Source organism: Thiofilum sp. (assembly GCF_016711335.1).
Lineage (GTDB): Bacteria > Pseudomonadota > Gammaproteobacteria > Thiotrichales > Thiotrichaceae > Thiofilum.
Map to the genome: position 1 here is coordinate 85250 of NZ_JADJTF010000001.1, position 16519 is coordinate 101768.

The window sequence follows — 16519 nt, forward strand, 5'->3', positions numbered from 1 at the left end:
CAACTAAGCGGGTTAACTAACAGCAATCTATCGGACTTATTAAGTGTTTTGACTGTAGCATAAGTATTATTTAAAGCTAAGTCTTTGATTTTTAGATTTTTTAGATAGGCTCTGCTCTCTAAAAAATGAGCATTGGTAATTAAGCAACACTGTAAGCTAGCAATTACCTACTAAAAATAAGGATATTAATTAGAAACCCTAGGATTAAGTGGTTTAAATACAACAACTTCATCATCTATTTTTTAGAATAAAAATGCTTTTTGATTAATAAAAGATCGCTAACCAAATAGTTTCTTGCTCAGGCATTGTCCAAGCAACTCGATGCTTAACATGAGCAGGCAAATTGATATAGTCCCCTGCTTTGAGTGTTACTTGTCGATCCTCCAGCTCTAATATGGCTTCGCCTTGCAGGATTAATACCCATTCATGTTCATTTTGGTCGTACCAAAAATCGGGCGGTGAAGCCTGTCCTTTAGACACAATACGCTCGATACGCAATTGCACCGCATTGACTAATGTTTCAAATACTTCGGCTTTAAGATCAGTAGGTAGTTGGGCGAATAGGTTGCCAGTTTCAACGGAGAGTGTGGATTCCATAGATTTAGCTCAATAGCTATGAAAGCCTTAAGCATAGCCTAAAGCTAAGGTTTGGTTGTAGTTGATACTGGGTTTGCTAAAATGAACCTTAGTTTTACTGGAGACAATTAATGCCCGCACGAGATGCATATCACCTAGCCGTGCGTCACGCACTGGAAAAAGCTGGTTGGACAGTTACCGATGATCCTTATCTAATAAAACAAGGTGTCATATCTATGTATATTGATCTAGGTGCTGAGCATTTAGTAGCTGCCACAAAGGGTCAAGAAAAAATAGCCATTGAAATTAAGTGCTTTACACAGCCTTCTTACCTAGCTGAGTTTCATACTGCTTTAGGACAGTTTATCAATTACAAAATTGCTTTAGAAAAACAAGAACCAGAGCGTGATCTCTATTTAGCTATTACTCAATCTACTTATGATGCTTTTTTCACAGTTCCTTTTATTCAGCAAGTCACTAATAAAACTGGAATAAAGCTAATGCTATTTGATGCTGATCAAGAGGTTATTACCCAATGGATAAACTAAAACTTTATCGTCAGGCTATTAAAGCTGTATTGAAAGATTATGCAAATCTTTCGCCTTCTAAGGATGAGCTTCTTACACAATTAATTTTTGATGATGAAGGAGGTCATTATCAATTAATGTATGTAGGATGGGATCGTGGTACTAGAGTTTATGGTGTGATTATTCATATTGACCTTATTAATGGTAAAGCATGGCTACAATATAATGGTACTGAGTTTGATATTGCTAAGGAATTAATGGCTCAAGGTGTAGAACGCGAAGATATTGTATTAGGCTTTTATCCAAAATCGACTCGTAAATATACGGATTATGCAATTACTTAAAGATTTTATTGATAAATAACTTTTAACTCTTAAAATTTTATTCATATGTCTAGCTCTACAACGAGTGGTATATGATCACTGTGTTGTAGCCAAAAATTTTTATCTCCGATTTCTAAGCTAGATTTTTTCAGTAAAAATTGTGAAAGAAATACATAATCAATATGATAAGGCTTATCAGATTTTCGATACATATAGAAAGTTGATTGGCTCTCTTGACCATGTGGCTCTTGATACTGTTCGTGATAAATACTGCAAACTCCTATTTCAGCTAACTCTCTAACTACATCACTATGATTCCACCATCTATCCCAAATATCCCAACAAGTATTACTATTAAAATCCCCTAATATGATGGAGTTTTCATTACTAAAAACATGCTTGTGTTTTTGTAAGTACTTCCATATTTGCCCTATATAAGCAAAAGTTGGAGAATTATTCTGCTTAGACCATACTGCTAAAATAGATACCATTTTATTGAGTTTAAATGGTAAAAAACACTCTAGCCCCCCAGCATCCAAGTTTAAACGCTCTAAAACTAGAGGGGCTTTAGCAAACACACCAACCCCTTTAGATTTATACGAACCTTCCCATAAGTAATTTTCTGCCCAATTTTTATAAATCTTTGATGAGGATTCGCTAGGATTTTCACACTCCTGAACAACTAAAAGATCAGCTTTTAATGTATCTATAACATCTAGCTTATTTCTTAATGCACCATTACAATTCCAAGTTACAATACGCATATGATCTAAACTTTAAGTTTTCTATAGAGCATCGCCTGTTGACTCAACTCTTCAAGGCTTACATCTTGCCAAAGATTTTGCTGCCATTGGGTATAATCAAATGGCTCTCTTAAAACCAAACTAATAAAACGCTCTGCTTGTACTTCGCCCAAAGCAGCAATTAATGCATTAATACCTTTTAAACGAATTTCAGTATCAGTGAGTTTTTCCATTAGGAAGCTCCTTTATATAGTCCATTGGATTTAATGCAGAAATTAATGGGTGATCCTGTAATTTTTTTAATAATTTATCATCAGTACTTAGGAAATAATTTGCCTTACCTTCAATAGCACAAGCAACATGCAAAGCGTCTTTGGGCTTAATCCCTTTAGCTAATAACAGCTTAGCATTAGCTAAAACAGTAGGGTTCTCTCCAATATCAACAATAGCTAAGCATTGCCATTGACTAATAGCCTGTTGACGCTCTTGGTAAGGGTTTTGAGCGTTTTCAAAATCTAATAAATATGACCAAACCAACTCTAAATGACCATTACGGATTTGTTGTTGAATATACAACTTAGCTTCGGCTTCCAAACGAATCCGAATATAGCTTTGATCATCAAAAGGTCGGTTAAACATGCAGTTATCTAAATACACCCGCATACAATATCCTTGTATATAGCATGTAAGTAGCATAACGCATTTTTAGCGGGAAAGGTGAAAAGTACCTATGTACCTTTCACCCTTTATAGCATTAACGATAACTATCCACACTCGGACAAGAACATACTAAATTCCTATCACCGTAGACATTATCGATACGATTCACGGTCGGCCAGTACTTTGCAGTCGGATGAATACCTTTGGGGAATACCGCTTCAGTTTGGCTATACGGACGTTCCCACGCATTGACCAAATCATCCAGCGTATGCGGTGCATTCACCAAAGGATTATTATCCTTAGGCCACACCCCATCCTGTACTTTTTGAATCTCTTCACGAATCGCAATCATCGCATCACAGAAACGATCTAGCTCTTCCTTAGGCTCCGATTCAGTTGGCTCAATCATCAAAGTACCCGCCACCGGGAAGGACATCGTAGGCGCATGAAAACCGTAATCCATCAAGCGCTTAGCAATATCCGACTCATCCATACCCGACGCGGCTTTTAAGGGGCGAATATCAATAATGCACTCGTGCGCCACCCGACCATTCGCGCCACGGAATAACACCGGATAATGAGCACTGAGGCGTTGCATAATATAATTAGCATTCAAAATCGCCATTTGCGTGGCTTTCTTGAGACCTTCCGCCCCCATCATCTTAATATACATCCACGAAATCGGCAGGATTGCACCGCTACCATAGGGAGCCGCTGATACTGCGCTATTGCCTTGTGGAATACCTTCGGGTGGATTGACCACATGACTGGATAAGAACGGTGCTAAATGCGCTTTTACCCCGATAGGCCCCATTCCCGGTCCACCGCCCCCATGTGGAATAGCAAAGGTTTTATGCAGATTCAAATGCGACACATCAGAGCCAAATTTACCGGGCTTAGATAGACCGACCTGCGCATTCATATTCGCGCCGTCCATATAAACCTGCCCACCAAACTCATGCACAATGTTGCAAATCTCGACAATATCCTGCTCAAACACCCCATGAGTAGAAGGGTAAGTCACCATCAAGCACGACAAACTCTCTTGGTATTGCTCAGCTTTAGCACGTAGATCATTAATATCCACATTGCCATTGCTATCACATTCCACCACTACGACTTTGAGATTCACCATTGCAGCCGAGGCTGGATTCGTACCGTGAGCAGAACTAGGGATTAAGCACACATCACGATGACCTTGCCCTATGCTTGCTTGATAGCGACGAATCGCGACTAAGCCCGCATACTCACCCTGAGCACCGGAATTAGGCTGCATAGAAATCGCATCATATCCGGTAATTTCAACCAGCCACGTCTCCAGCTCTTGAATCATGGCTTGATAGCCAACGGTTTGGTCTTTAGGCGCAAAGGGGTGAATATGGGCAAACTCAGCCCAAGTCACGGGTATCATTTCCGCTGTAGCATTAAGCTTCATGGTGCAAGAGCCGAGCGGAATCATGCCATGTACCAGAGAAAAGTCCTTATTCTCTAGACGCTTGAGATAGCGCAGCATTTCGGATTCAGAGTGATGCGTATTGAATACCGGATGCGTGAGGAAAGTACTGGTGCGTGCATAGCCGGATGGAATACCATTCACGCCCTCATTCATGACCCATTGATCCAGTTGCTCAGAATCTAAACCATGACCTTCACCTAATAGCACTGTGAATAAGTAATCCACATCACCACGAGTCGTCGTTTCATCAAGGCTAATACCAATATTGCCATTAGCAAACTGACGGAAATTAACCACCACTCCCGTCCCCACCTGTGGGGGAAGGGCTGGGGATGGGGGGTTAACCAGCGTCAAAGTATCAAACCAAGTATCGTGCAGTAGCTTCACGCCTTTTTGCTGTAAGCCTTGGGCTAAAATGCTGGTCAAACGTTGAATACGTCCGGCAATTCTTTTTAGACCTTCAGCGCCGTGATACACCGCATAAAATCCTGCCATATTGGCAAGGAGCGCTTGAGCCGTGCAAATGTTTGAAGTGGCTTTTTCGCGGCGAATATGTTGTTCACGGGTTTGCATCGCCATACGTAGCGCTTGCTTACCGTGACTATCAATCGAAACCCCAATCAAACGTCCCGCCATCGTGCGTTTAAACGCATCTTTGGTCGCAAAGAACGCAGCATGGGGACCACCAAACCCCATAGGCACACCAAAACGTTGCGAGTTACCCACCACAACATCAGCACCACACTCACCCGGAGATTTGAGATTGACTAATGCCATTAAATCCGTAGCGACACAGACCAAGGCTTTTTGGTCGTGAGCTTGTTTGACAATCGCATCTAAATCAATGATTTCACCAGTAGTACTAGGGTATTGCACCACGACACCAAACACTTCGTGCTTAGACAACTCACTAATGGGCGCGACTACTAACTCAAACCCAAAGTACTCGGCACGGGTTTTGAGTACATCAATCGTCTGAGGATGCACATCATCGGCTACAAAGTACTTATCCGACTTGAGCTTATTAGAGCGCTTACAGAGCGTCATTGCCTCCGCTGCTGCGGTCGCTTCATCGAGCAATGAGGCATTAGCAATGTCCATTCCGGTCAAGTCAGTGACCATTTGTTGATAGTTCAACAAGGCTTCTAAACGACCCTGAGAAATTTCCGGTTGATAGGGTGTGTAGGCGGTGTACCAACCCGGATTTTCTAAGACATTGCGCTGAATCACGGGCGGCACAATAGTATTGTAATAGCCCATACCGATATAGGACTTAGCCACCACATTACGCGCGGCGAGGCTTTTTAAATACTCTAGCGCTGCGGTTTCGGTATGGCTACCTTCGAGATCTAAACTATTCGGAATCAGAATATTGGCAGGTACAGTACTGTTGATGAGATCATCTAACGAGTCTGCACCCACCGTTTGCAACATGACCTGTGTATCAGCGTCACTAGGGCCAATGTGGCGGGCAATAAAATCGTCGCGCTGTTCGAGATCAGCCAAAGCGACGCGTGAATTCGTCATAATGCTATACCTTTAAATCAATCAATTAAGCTTCGCTGTCTAATAATGCTTGATAAGCTTGCGCCGTTAATAAGCTATCTAACTGCGCGGTATCCGCTAATTTCACTTTGAAAATCCAGCCTGTACCATATGGATCAGCATTCACTAACTCAGGGCTACCCTCTAAGGTTTCATTCACTTCAGTGACTTCACCCGCTACCGGGGCGTACAAATCAGAAGCCGCTTTCACCGACTCCACCACCCCACAGTCCCCCCCGACCTCCAAAGTTGAACCTATCTCCGGCACTTCCACGAATACCAAGTCCCCTAATAAGGCTTGCGCGTGATCGGTAATCCCTACCGTCGCAGTACCATCGCCATTATCCAGTACCCACTCGTGTGATTCGGAATACTTTAAATTGTCCAGAACATTGCTCATGATTGATCTCCAAGATTGAATAAAATTAGGGATTGATTAACCCTATAAAACGGATTTACCAAAGCGTACAAAATTAGGTTTAACGATTTTGGCGGGTTGTAATTTGCCACGAATATCGACTTGGCACTCGGTATCCGTACCGACTGGAATACGCGCTAAGGCAATCGATTCTTTGAGCGTAGGTGAAAAGGTACCGCTAGTGGTTTCGCCCTCACCATTACTACAGATCACTTTCATATGGCTACGTAATACGCCTTTGCCTGTGAGCACTAAACCGACAAAGCGCTGTTGAACACCTGCTGCTTTTTCTGCTTCTAAGGCTTTGCGCCCAATAAAATCACGACTTTCAGGTTGCCAGCCTATTGTCCACCCTAGCCCCGAAACCAGCGGCGATGTGGTTTCATCCATATCTAAACCATACAGATTCATACCCGCTTCAAGGCGTAAAGTATCGCGTGCCCCTAGACCAATGGGTTTAATACCCGCCGCTAGTAATGCATCCCATACTTTCGGCGCTTGTGTGGCGGGGAACATCATTTCAAAGCCATCTTCTCCGGTATAACCCGTGCGACCGATAAACCAATCTCCAATAAACGCACCATAGAAAGGTTTTAAAGGCTCAGCAATAGCCACTTCATGAGCGGGCATAATCCCTAATACTTTGGCACGAGCATTCGGGCCTTGCACTGCAATCATGGCTAGATCAGCACGGAAGGTGAGAGTGGCATTGAAAGGTTTAAGCTGTTCATTCATCCACGCAATATCTTTTTCGCGCGTGGCAGCATTGACCACTATGCGGTATTGCGTATCGGTGAGGTAATACACAATGAGGTCGTCGATCACACCACCTTGCTCATTGAGCATAGCGCTATAAAGGGCTTTGCCAGACTCTTTGAGTTTATCGACATTATTAGCAAGGAGTTTTAATAAGAACGGTTTAGCATCAGCGCCTTCAAGATCAAGAATGGTCATATGTGATACATCAAACATGCCTGCATCGGTGCGTACATCATGATGCTCTTGCAGTTGTGAGCCATAATGAATCGGCATTTCCCAACCAGCAAAATCAACCATCTTTGCACCTGCTGCGAGGTGTTTGTCATAAAAAGGCGTGCGTTGCATAAGCAATCTCCCAAAGCTAAAAAACAAAAGGGGCGGCAGACACCATTAAGTATCTGCCGCCCCTCTGTCCTGAAACCTGAGAGATTCCTAGTGCACACTTTCTTTAGCCCTTCCCCCATTTCGGGGGAAGGGTTGGGATGGGGGCGAACTAGTTACTACCCTTCGGTGAGTGCGATTGCACTACTCTCCAGAGTTAACTTACACGTCCTATTACACTTTAAACGTGATTAGCAAACAGTCCTTTTACCTGAGCGTTTCCGGGCGGAAATTGCGCCTTCGGTGCTGATTGACTAGAAAGGCATACAATCAGTCTCTTCTGCTTACCTGCTGTTAAGCGTCGGAGTATAGCGGATTGCTTTACTTAATTGAACAACAGCCTATTGAGCTACTTTACTTTCCTCTAGGGCTTCAAACATTTCTTGTGCTGGGCGGAATCCGGCAATCATCACCCCATCTTGAGTCACAATGGCAGGTGTTCCTGTCACTCCTACTTTTTGACCTAGAGCATAATGATCCGCTACTGGGTTAGCACACTCTTTAGTCTCAATAGTTTTGCCTTCTTTTAGCTCATTTAAGGCTTTAATGGGATCAGCACTGCACCATGCATTCACCATTTCTTTATAAGGACCAGATCCCACGCCAGCACGAGGATAAGCGAAATAACGCACGGTCACACCCATATCATTGAGCTTGGGCACTTCTTGATGCAACTTCACGCAATAAGGGCAAGATACATCGGTAAATACCGACATCACATATTTTTCTTCGCCTTTCGCTTTATAGGTAATCGTTTTAGTCACATCCGCTTTATCCATCACTGCTTTACGCCCTGAAGCACGCGCATTTTCGGATAAGTTAGTACGTGTTTGAGCATCAATCAGATCACCACTAAACACATAGCGCCCGTCAGGGCTGCTATATAGCAACTCCATCCCAAAACTCACTGCATACACGCCTGCAACTGGACTAGCTTTAATACTATCAGGAGCCGAGCCAAATAAAGGCTTTAGCTTTTCAGTAATTTGCTTGACGACTTCAGGGTCAATAGTAGCCGCTTGAGTCGTAACCGCCTCTACTTTCTCAGGAATAGCAGCAGGAGCGGCAGCTTCAGCCGTAGCAGCGGGAGCGGCAGCAGCAGGAGCCGTAGCAGCAGGTTGGTCTTCAGCCCATGCAAAGGTCGATAATGCAGCACTTAACACTGCTGCTAGCACTAAATTTTTAGCCATAGTAATTGTAGATTCCAGACAGATTAGATCAATAATGTAAACACGTTATTATAATTAGCATTTAATAATACTTTCTAACATAACATGCTACCAGCATCGAGTACACTTACTACCCACGCGGGTGATGTTTACGATGTAGCTCTTGCAAGCGACTTTGTGCCACATGAGTATAAATTTGGGTCGTAGATAAATCGCTATGCCCTAAGAGTAGCTGCACCACCCGTAAGTTCGCCCCATGATTCAATAAATGGGTAGCAAACGCATGGCGTAAGGTATGGGGAGAAATTTCTTTATGAATATTAGCACTCGCCGCATAACGCTTAATCACATACCAGAATGCTTGGCGCGTCATCCCCGCTCCACGACTGGTAATGAACATTTGCTCACAATAGCCCTTGCCCTGCATCAGCTCTTCACGCGCCTCACGCAAGTATTGCACCAGCCAATGCAAAGCCTCCTCACCCATCGGTACTAAACGCTCTTTACGCCCCTTACCCATAATGCGCACAATGCCTTGTTCTAATGAAATTTCATCTTGGCGGATCATGACCAACTCAGATACCCGTAAACCCGTGGCATAAAGCAATTCCAACATAGCTCGATCACGAATACCCAAGGGATGCGTGGTATCTGGTGCTCTTAGTAACCTTTCTACTTCGATTTCGGTTAAAGTCCCCGGCAATACTCGCCCTTGGCGTGGCGATTCAATCAAGGCAGTAGGGTCAGAGTCCAGTAGATTTAAACGTAATAAATAGCGATAAAAACGCCGTAGACTCGATAATAAACGTGCATTACTCGAAGCTTTAGACCCTTTACCCACCTTAAAGCTTAAAAACTCTAATAAATCCTCATGCTGAGCTTGCTCTAAAGTTTTTTCACGCTCATTCAGCCATGCACATAAACTACGCAAATCTCGTTCATAGGCATCTAAGGTATTACGGCTGACGCCACGCTCAGCCCAAATATTATCAAGAAATTGATCAATTCGTGTTTGTTGTTGGCACTGCGCTTTACCGCTCACATCTGTTAACGCCGCATCCATACAGGTTTTCCTTAAGATTCAATTTTGAGCCATACTACACGATCTGTAATTTCGATAGATAGAGGAATTAATGACTTTCCTGCACAAGGCCCTGCAATACAATATCCTGTTTCCCTATCAAATAAGGCTAAATGCATAGCGCAGACAATGAACTGCTGATTTTGGTCTAAAAATTGGTGGGGATTCCAATTGAGCGGTAAATAGTGATGCGGGCAAGAATTTTTATAAGCCCGCCATTCTTGCTGAGGATTTTTTACTAAAAAACCCTCTATTAACTGATCAGGCGTTTGAATCTCAAAGCCAAAACTAGAGTACGGGGCTAACTCATCTAAAGTACTCACTGGATATAACATCAATACACACCCTATCGACCTAAGACCGCATCAACTGAGCGATTTTTTCAGTATTAGGATGATGAATGACACCTTTTTCGGTCACCAGTACATCTATCAAATCGGCGGGCGTTACGTCAAAGGCAGGGTTCCATGCATCCGCACCTAAGGCAGCAATACGTTGATTGCCTACCTGTAATACCTCCTCAATAGAACGCTCTTCAATCGGAATGTCACTCCCTGTACGAGTATCTAAATCAATGGTACTGGTAGGCGCTACGACCATGAACTTAACGCCATGAAAGCTAGCATTAACCGCTAAGCTATACGTGCCAATTTTATTTGCCACGTCACCATTCGCTGCAATACGATCTGCCCCTACAATTACCCAACCAATAGGTTTAGTTTTCATCAACGCCGCCATAGCACTATCGGGCACGAGTTTATAGGGAATATGATCTTTACCTAGTTCCCAAGCGGTTAGGCGGGAGCCTTGCCACCAAGGGCGCGTTTCACCTGCATAAATACGTTCAAATTTTCCCTCAGCAAAAGCACTACGAATCACACCCAAAGCCGTACCATAGCCCCCTGTGGCTAGTGATCCGGTATTGCAATGGGTAATTAAACCATGAGTAGCTCCAATCAATTGAGCACCTAATTGCCCCATATGATGATTAGCTGCAATGTCTTCGCTATGAATAGTTTTAGCCAACTCTAATAAGGTCGGAATGGGATCACCCTCAATACCCACTAGGGCATCGCACATACGCTTAAGCGCCCAACTCAGATTAACTGCGGTAGGACGTGCATTGGCTAGAATTTCTTTTTCAACCTCTAAACGATTGCGCCAGTCATTGGGGTATTGTTTATAACTTTTGCGGGCTGCCAGTACTAGAGCATAAGCAGCAGCAATCCCAATCGCGGGCGCACCGCGTACCACCATATTACGAATTGCTTCAGCTACATCTTCAGCATTATAAAACTCGATATACTGCTCATTCTGCGGTAGTTTGCGCTGATCTAATAGGATGAGATGATCATTTTTCCACTCAACAGCCCGAATGGAATCATGTTGGTTCTTAGCATTATTCAACATAATATAACTACCTTTACAGTGGCTCTACTGCGGACGACACTCAAATGACAATTGATTTATTAATTTTGGCGCGTTGGATTATAACGGTTGATCATGATAACAAGATACTCCCCTTACACGCGGTTGCGGTCGACAAAGGGATTATTATCAATATCCTGCCACATAATGACGCATTGCGCCAATATCAAGCAACACAAATCGTCGAGCTACCTGATCACCTCGTTTGCCCCGGATTAATTAATGCTCATACCCATGCAGCGATGGCGCTACTCAAGGGTTTAGCGGATGATTTACCGCTTATGGAATGGCTACAACAGCATATTTGGCCTATTGAAGCACAGCTTGCACGCGAAGCCTTTGTGTATCAAGGTACACAACTCGCCATTGCTGAAATGATCCGCTCCGGTACGACGTGCTTTAATGATATGTACTTTTTCACACAAGCTGCCTATGAAGCTGTTCATGAGAGCGGTATTCGTGCCAATTTAGGTTTAATTTTGATTGATTTCCCGACAGCTTATGCACCTGATGTTGCAGGCTATCTACAAAAAGCTCAAGAGCTGATACATATTATTGAGCCTGATCTTCTAGTCACTGCCTCTATTGCACCACACGCGCCTTATACTGTATCGGATGAGTCACTTCAAGCACTGCATGGCATTGCCAAGCAATACGGGTTAAGTACTCATATGCATATTCATGAAACCGCTGTAGAAGTTCAACAAGCCCTAGAACAAAGCGGAGTGCGACCACTCACCCGTTTAAATGAATTAGGTTTAATTGATGAACATCTCATGGCTGTACATATGACTCAACTCAATGATGAAGAGATTGCTTTATTAGCAGAGCGCCATAGTCACGTTATCCATTGCCCAGAGTCTAACCTAAAATTAGCCAGCGGCTTTTGCCCTGTGCAGCGCTTACTAGACGCAGGTATCAATGTAGCTTTAGGCACAGATAGCAATGCCAGCAATAATGACTTAGATATGTTAGGTGAAATGCACACGGCTGCACTACTCGCTAAAATGGTCGCGCACGATGCTAGTGCCGTACCAGCGCAACAAGCCTTACGTATGGCAACGATTAATGGTGCTAAAGCGCTAGGCTTACAAAATAAAATTGGCTCTTTGGAAATTGGCAAACAAGCCGATATGATTGCGGTTGATTTTGGCGTTTTAGAAGCTAAACCTCTATACGACCCTGTTTCCCACTTAGTTTATTGTACTAATCGCCAACAAGTGACACATAGCTGGGTAGCAGGCAAAGCATTAATGACTAAGCGCCAACTACTAACTTTAGATGAGCCTACTCTGCATCGTAATGCAGAACACTGGCAAGACCTGATTGCAAAACGAGATCATACATGAGTACCTCAACAACCAATGTGGATTTAAATGAAATCCGCAAATTTGAAGACATAGCCCATCGCTGGTGGGATCAAGAAAGCGAATTTAAACCTCTACACGACATTAATCCGCTGCGTCTAAACTATATCGATGAACGCTCAAACCTTAAGGGTAAAAACGTAGTCGATGTAGGTTGCGGGGGCGGTATTTTAGCGGAGAGTATGGCACGGCGTGGGGCAAGCGTGACGGGTATTGATTTAGGTGAAACGCCTTTATCTGTAGCGCGTCTACATGCACTGGATAGCGGTATTCAGGTCGCTTATCGCAAAATTAGCGCCGAAGCATTAGCCGCTGAAATGCCTCAAGCCTTTGATGTAGTAACCTGCATGGAGATGCTGGAGCATGTGCCTGATCCGAGTTCAGTGATTCAAGCCTGTGCCACTTTAGTTAAACCCGGTGGTCAGGTATTTTTTTCTACGATTAATCGTAATGCTAAAGCGTTTGCTCTAGCGATTGTAGGAGCAGAATATCTGTTAAATATGCTGCCACGCGGTACACATGAGTATGCTAAGTTTATTCGCCCCTCCGAGTTAGAAGCTTGGGCGTATGAGGCGGGATTAGACTTGCAACACACAACCGGTATGACCTATAACCCCTTGTTCCAACGTTATCGCCTTGGGCGTGATATTGATGTTAACTACATAATGTATTTCAAAAAGGAAGATTAATTTCATGGTAAGCGTTCGTCGTCTCGCATCCTTTGTGTTAGTCGCTGCAATGTCGACTGGGTGCGCAGTACAATATGATGGAGTCAGTATGACCCCCGGCTCCAGCCGTCCTCAAGTCAATAGCCTCTCTCCTGAACTGAAAAAAAATATTAGTGAACTACAAGCCGCTCTACAGTCTATGGATCCCAGCATAGACCCCCGTGAAGCCGCTGATGTCGCGTATGATGGTTATATTTATCCACGCCATCTTGCGAATGAGTGGGGGCTAACGTGGCCACCGCTTTATCATAATGTACTGCGTAACTCTAAAAAGCGTCCTGCGGGTCTATGCACCGACTGGACACAAGCGATGCGTACTCATATGTACAAAAAGAAGCTCAAAACCTTTGATCTATGGTGGGGAGTGGCTTACAAGGGTAATGCATGGCGCGAGCACAGTACTTTAGTCATGACTGCTAAAGGCAAGCCTTTTAATAGTGGTATTCTGCTAGACCCGTGGCGTAACTCAGGAGAACTCTTCTGGAGCCGAGTTCCTGACGATACTGACTATCCTTGGAAAGTATTCCAAGACCCCTCTATGGCTCGCTAATCCATTCGTAGATTATTCTTTTTTCCGCTATTCTACTCCATTAATGGCAACCTAAACTAGGTTGCCATCTAGACCTTCTAAGCTCTACTACAAATGCTACTACACTGTGAAGGGTAAAAAGTCACAAGACTAGAGTGAATGAGTCACAGTGCTTCAGCACTAGAGTCGGCATACTACCCTTACTGATACAAAAACAGTTTTGACTAAATAGATTGACTTATCAACCACTCATTTATAAAGCGATATTGAGGATTACATCATGAAATTAACAACTGCCCTATCATCTGCCCTAGTTGCTTTAACTTTAGGTTTGACTGCTACTTCTGCTCAAGCAGCAGCGGTAACGTTAGGTGATCCCAGCTACGGTGGTAGTGGTTGCCCTGCTGGCTCTGCTTCTGCCAGCCTTAGCCCTGATGGTACTGCGCTTAGTATCCTATTCGACTCATTCTCGGTAGAAGCCGGTGGTCCTAATGCAGCAGTTGCACGTAAAAGCTGTAATATCTCCATCCCGGTGAAAGTACCTAATGGTTTTAGTGTGTCTTTAATTGACGCTGACTATCGTGGTTTCGTAGATGCACCAAGCGGCAGTATGGCTCGTCTTGACACGGAGTACTTCTTTGCAGGCACTCAAGGACCTCGCTTCTCTAGCACTTTTAATGGCCCTTACAGCAACACTTACACCAAAAGCCATCGCTTAGCCGCTACTAGCAATATCTGGTCAGCTTGCGGTGCATCCGTCAATCTACGCGTCAATAGCGGTATGATGGTACGTGCGGGTCGCGGAGCGGAAGCCATAGCATCGGTTGACTCAGCTGACTTCAAATCCGGCGTGGTATATCACTTACAATATCGTCCTTGCCGTTAATTAGCTCTAAAAACCACCTATAACTTATCACTAATAGAGCTGTGCAACCCGCTACTGGACAGTGGCGGGTTGTGCGTTTAATAACTGAGATAAAGTTGCTACTGCATCCGCTGCCACCTCACGCACAGACGGATCTCTATCCTCCAAACACGCTTTGACACTCTCTAATGCGGCAGGATGAGCACTTAACTCTAGGTAATAACAAGCATCTGCTCGTAAGCGTGCATCCTCATCTTGTGTCAGAGATATTAATAGCCTTACATAGTCTTTCAATACCTGTGTCCCTGCTAAATCCTCCATGACTACACCTATTCCCATACGGGTACTTAAAGGTTTGCCTTTCGTAGTCAATAGCTCCATTAAGGCTTTAAAACTACTGGGATTTTTTAGAATTAGCTCTGATACTCGCGAGGCTTCACCGCTTAATAGCAGCGAGTTGTAATAGCTACTGAGATTATGTTCATTGATCAACCACTGTTGATAAATAGGTAAAGTCATTAGCACACCCCAAGGTTAAAAAATCACAATTTTAATGTGCATGAGTCACAGCCCTAAATACCCCCTTATTGCACACTACACTTACTGAAACACAGCAAGTATTAAATCCGAGACAACTGTCTCAATACCGAATAACACAGTGAAGTGAGGACATTATCATGAAATTAACAACTACTCTTAGCTCAGCTTTAGTGGCTTTAACTTTAGGTCTGACTGCGACTTCTGCTCAAGCGGCAGCGGTCACTTTAGGTGATCCTAGCTACGGTGGTAGTGGCTGCCCAGCCGGTTCTGCTTCTGCCAGCATTAGCCCTGACGGTACTGCACTTAGTATCCTATTTGACTCTTTCACAGTAGAAGCAGGTGGTCCTAATGCTAATGTAGCTCGCAAAAGTTGCAACCTCTCCATTCCTGTAAAAGTACCTAATGGCTTTAGCGTATCGCTGATTGATGCTGACTATCGCGGTTTCGTAGATGCGCCACGCGGTAGTATGGCACGCCTTGATACTGAGTACTTCTTTGCTGGTTCTCAAGGTCCTAGATTCTCTACCACCTTTAGTGGCCCTTATAGCAACACTTACACCAAAAGCCATCGCTTAGCTGCTACTAGCAATATCTGGTCAGCTTGCGGTGCATCGGTAAACCTACGTGTCAATAGCGGCATGATGGTACGTGCCGGTCGCGGCGCTGAAGCCTTGGCCTCTGTTGACTCAGCCGACTTCAAATCTGGTGTGGTATATCACTTACAATATCGTAAATGCCGTTAATTTAATCAGCTAAAACTCCTCTATACTTAAAGATGAGTCTTAAGCCATAACGCATCAGCACTACAAGGAGTAACTAGCTATGGAATGGATTACTTTATTAGCCGCAGGTCTAACGGTACTGACTGTAGCTAGCACTACTCCTGATACTAAGATCATTAGCTTCGGTGAAGTGGCTTACGGTGGCTCTGGTTGTTCAGCAGGTGAGGCACAAATCAAGTCGCTAGGCACACTCACCCGAATCCGTACCGATGACTTCGTAGTCAAAACGGGAGTTGATGATCCAGCAGTGGACCGCAAAAGTTGTAATCTTTCGATCCCAGTACAAGTACCCTCTGGCTATCAAATAGCTTTACCCACTATACAAGTGCGGGGCAAGGTTGATTTAAACGACCATAGTAATGCACGTTTAGATACTGAAATCTTTTTTGCAGGCCAAGCAGGAGTAAAGCAGTCCGAAACGTTTCAAGGTGGACTACAAAAACGCTTTAAGCTTAACTTTAGCACTAATAACAACGCATGGTCAGCCTGTGGGGCAAGTGTCAATATACGTGTCAATCTGGGATTGCTCGTCAGAAGTGCGCGGGGTCAAGCTGATCAAGGCATGATTACCTCGATTCGCCTACCTACAAACTTACAAGTAAGAGCTTGTCATTAAAAAGAATACTCTCTCAACACAACTCT

Annotated in this window: 20 protein-coding genes and 2 riboswitches; of the genes, 8 read left to right on the plus strand and 12 right to left on the minus strand. The window is 43.9% G+C overall.

Going from position 1 to position 16519, the window contains the following annotated elements; all coding sequences use genetic code 11:
• Positions 1-264 precede the first annotated feature (264 nt).
• The gene (locus IPL34_RS00475; RefSeq protein WP_296836089.1) at positions 265-597 is read right to left on the minus strand and encodes a cupin domain-containing protein; all 333 of its coding nucleotides are present in this window, start codon (positions 595-597) and stop codon (positions 265-267) included.
• A gap of 110 nt (positions 598-707) precedes the next feature.
• On the opposite strand from IPL34_RS00475, the gene IPL34_RS00480 reads away from it, so the two are divergent.
• Both IPL34_RS00480 and IPL34_RS00485 read left to right on the plus strand, forming a co-directional pair.
• Entirely contained in the window at positions 708-1124 is a 417-nt protein-coding gene (locus IPL34_RS00480; RefSeq protein ID WP_296836091.1) for a XisH family protein, read from the plus strand.
• Positions 1112-1447: a XisI protein gene (locus tag IPL34_RS00485; protein ID WP_296836094.1), complete on the plus strand. Its 336-nt coding sequence runs from the start codon at positions 1112-1114 to the stop codon at positions 1445-1447. The genes IPL34_RS00480 and IPL34_RS00485 overlap by 13 nt, the downstream gene beginning before the upstream one ends.
• 41 nt (positions 1448-1488) lie before the next feature.
• Here IPL34_RS00485 and IPL34_RS00490 read toward each other — a convergent pair whose 3' ends face one another.
• The 10 genes from IPL34_RS00490 to mtnA all read right to left on the minus strand — a co-directional run bounded on the left by IPL34_RS00490 (position 1489) and on the right by mtnA (position 11048).
• The gene (locus tag IPL34_RS00490; protein ID WP_296836097.1) at positions 1489-2190 is read right to left on the minus strand and encodes an endonuclease/exonuclease/phosphatase family protein; all 702 of its coding nucleotides are present in this window, start codon (positions 2188-2190) and stop codon (positions 1489-1491) included.
• Between the two features lie 5 nt (positions 2191-2195).
• Complete coding sequence (locus IPL34_RS00495) at positions 2196-2402, minus strand: hypothetical protein (protein WP_296836099.1); 207 nt, start codon at positions 2400-2402, stop codon at positions 2196-2198.
• Positions 2386-2808, minus strand: a complete 423-nt coding sequence (locus tag IPL34_RS00500; protein ID WP_296836102.1) for a PIN domain-containing protein — start codon at positions 2806-2808, stop codon at positions 2386-2388. The genes IPL34_RS00495 and IPL34_RS00500 overlap by 17 nt, the downstream gene beginning before the upstream one ends.
• 115 nt (positions 2809-2923) lie before the next feature.
• Positions 2924-5812, minus strand: a complete 2889-nt coding sequence (gcvP, locus tag IPL34_RS00505; protein WP_296836105.1) for an aminomethyl-transferring glycine dehydrogenase — start codon at positions 5810-5812, stop codon at positions 2924-2926.
• Positions 5813-5837: 25 nt separating this feature from the next.
• Complete coding sequence (gene gcvH, locus IPL34_RS00510) at positions 5838-6230, minus strand: glycine cleavage system protein GcvH (RefSeq protein ID WP_296836108.1); 393 nt, start codon at positions 6228-6230, stop codon at positions 5838-5840.
• A gap of 42 nt (positions 6231-6272) precedes the next feature.
• Positions 6273-7352, minus strand: a complete 1080-nt coding sequence (gene gcvT / locus IPL34_RS00515; protein ID WP_296836112.1) for a glycine cleavage system aminomethyltransferase GcvT — start codon at positions 7350-7352, stop codon at positions 6273-6275.
• 54 nt (positions 7353-7406) lie between these two features.
• A riboswitch (glycine riboswitch) is annotated at positions 7407-7553 on the minus strand.
• A 24-nt stretch (positions 7554-7577) separates the two neighbouring features.
• A riboswitch (glycine riboswitch) is annotated at positions 7578-7681 on the minus strand.
• A 48-nt stretch (positions 7682-7729) separates the two neighbouring features.
• Complete coding sequence (locus IPL34_RS00520) at positions 7730-8578, minus strand: DsbC family protein (RefSeq protein ID WP_296836115.1); 849 nt, start codon at positions 8576-8578, stop codon at positions 7730-7732.
• A gap of 109 nt (positions 8579-8687) precedes the next feature.
• Entirely contained in the window at positions 8688-9620 is a 933-nt protein-coding gene (gene xerD / locus IPL34_RS00525) for a site-specific tyrosine recombinase XerD (RefSeq protein ID WP_296836118.1), read from the minus strand.
• An 11-nt stretch (positions 9621-9631) separates the two neighbouring features.
• On the minus strand, positions 9632-9973 hold the full coding sequence (locus tag IPL34_RS00530; RefSeq protein ID WP_296836121.1) for a Rieske 2Fe-2S domain-containing protein: 342 nt from the start codon (positions 9971-9973) through the stop codon (positions 9632-9634).
• A gap of 19 nt (positions 9974-9992) precedes the next feature.
• Positions 9993-11048 carry an S-methyl-5-thioribose-1-phosphate isomerase gene (gene mtnA, locus IPL34_RS00535; protein ID WP_296836124.1) on the minus strand — a complete coding sequence of 352 codons (1056 nt, stop codon included), beginning with the start codon at positions 11046-11048 and terminating at the stop codon, positions 9993-9995.
• Positions 11049-11092: 44 nt separating this feature from the next.
• Between mtnA and IPL34_RS00540 the strand changes: the two genes are divergently transcribed.
• The 4 genes from IPL34_RS00540 to IPL34_RS00555 all read left to right on the plus strand — a co-directional run bounded on the left by IPL34_RS00540 (position 11093) and on the right by IPL34_RS00555 (position 14576).
• Positions 11093-12415, plus strand: coding sequence for a TRZ/ATZ family hydrolase (locus IPL34_RS00540; RefSeq protein WP_296836128.1), 1323 nt, complete (start codon positions 11093-11095; stop codon positions 12413-12415).
• Entirely contained in the window at positions 12412-13122 is a 711-nt protein-coding gene (ubiG, locus tag IPL34_RS00545) for a bifunctional 2-polyprenyl-6-hydroxyphenol methylase/3-demethylubiquinol 3-O-methyltransferase UbiG (protein ID WP_296836132.1), read from the plus strand. Before IPL34_RS00540 ends, ubiG begins: the two co-directional genes overlap by 4 nt.
• A 4-nt stretch (positions 13123-13126) precedes the next feature.
• Positions 13127-13711, plus strand: a complete 585-nt coding sequence (locus IPL34_RS00550) for a hypothetical protein (protein ID WP_296836135.1) — start codon at positions 13127-13129, stop codon at positions 13709-13711.
• Between the two features lie 259 nt (positions 13712-13970).
• Positions 13971-14576: a DUF4360 domain-containing protein gene (locus tag IPL34_RS00555; RefSeq protein WP_296836138.1), complete on the plus strand. Its 606-nt coding sequence runs from the start codon at positions 13971-13973 to the stop codon at positions 14574-14576.
• A 51-nt stretch (positions 14577-14627) separates the two neighbouring features.
• Here IPL34_RS00555 and IPL34_RS00560 read toward each other — a convergent pair whose 3' ends face one another.
• Positions 14628-15074 (minus strand): HEAT repeat domain-containing protein, encoded by a 447-nt coding sequence (locus tag IPL34_RS00560; RefSeq protein ID WP_296836141.1) that lies wholly within the window; start codon positions 15072-15074, stop codon positions 14628-14630.
• Positions 15075-15232: 158 nt separating this feature from the next.
• On the opposite strand from IPL34_RS00560, the gene IPL34_RS00565 reads away from it, so the two are divergent.
• On the plus strand, positions 15233-15838 hold the full coding sequence (locus IPL34_RS00565) for a DUF4360 domain-containing protein (RefSeq protein ID WP_296836144.1): 606 nt from the start codon (positions 15233-15235) through the stop codon (positions 15836-15838).
• A gap of 79 nt (positions 15839-15917) precedes the next feature.
• Positions 15918-16493, plus strand: a complete 576-nt coding sequence (locus tag IPL34_RS00570) for a DUF4360 domain-containing protein (protein ID WP_296836147.1) — start codon at positions 15918-15920, stop codon at positions 16491-16493.
• Positions 16494-16519 lie beyond the last annotated feature (26 nt).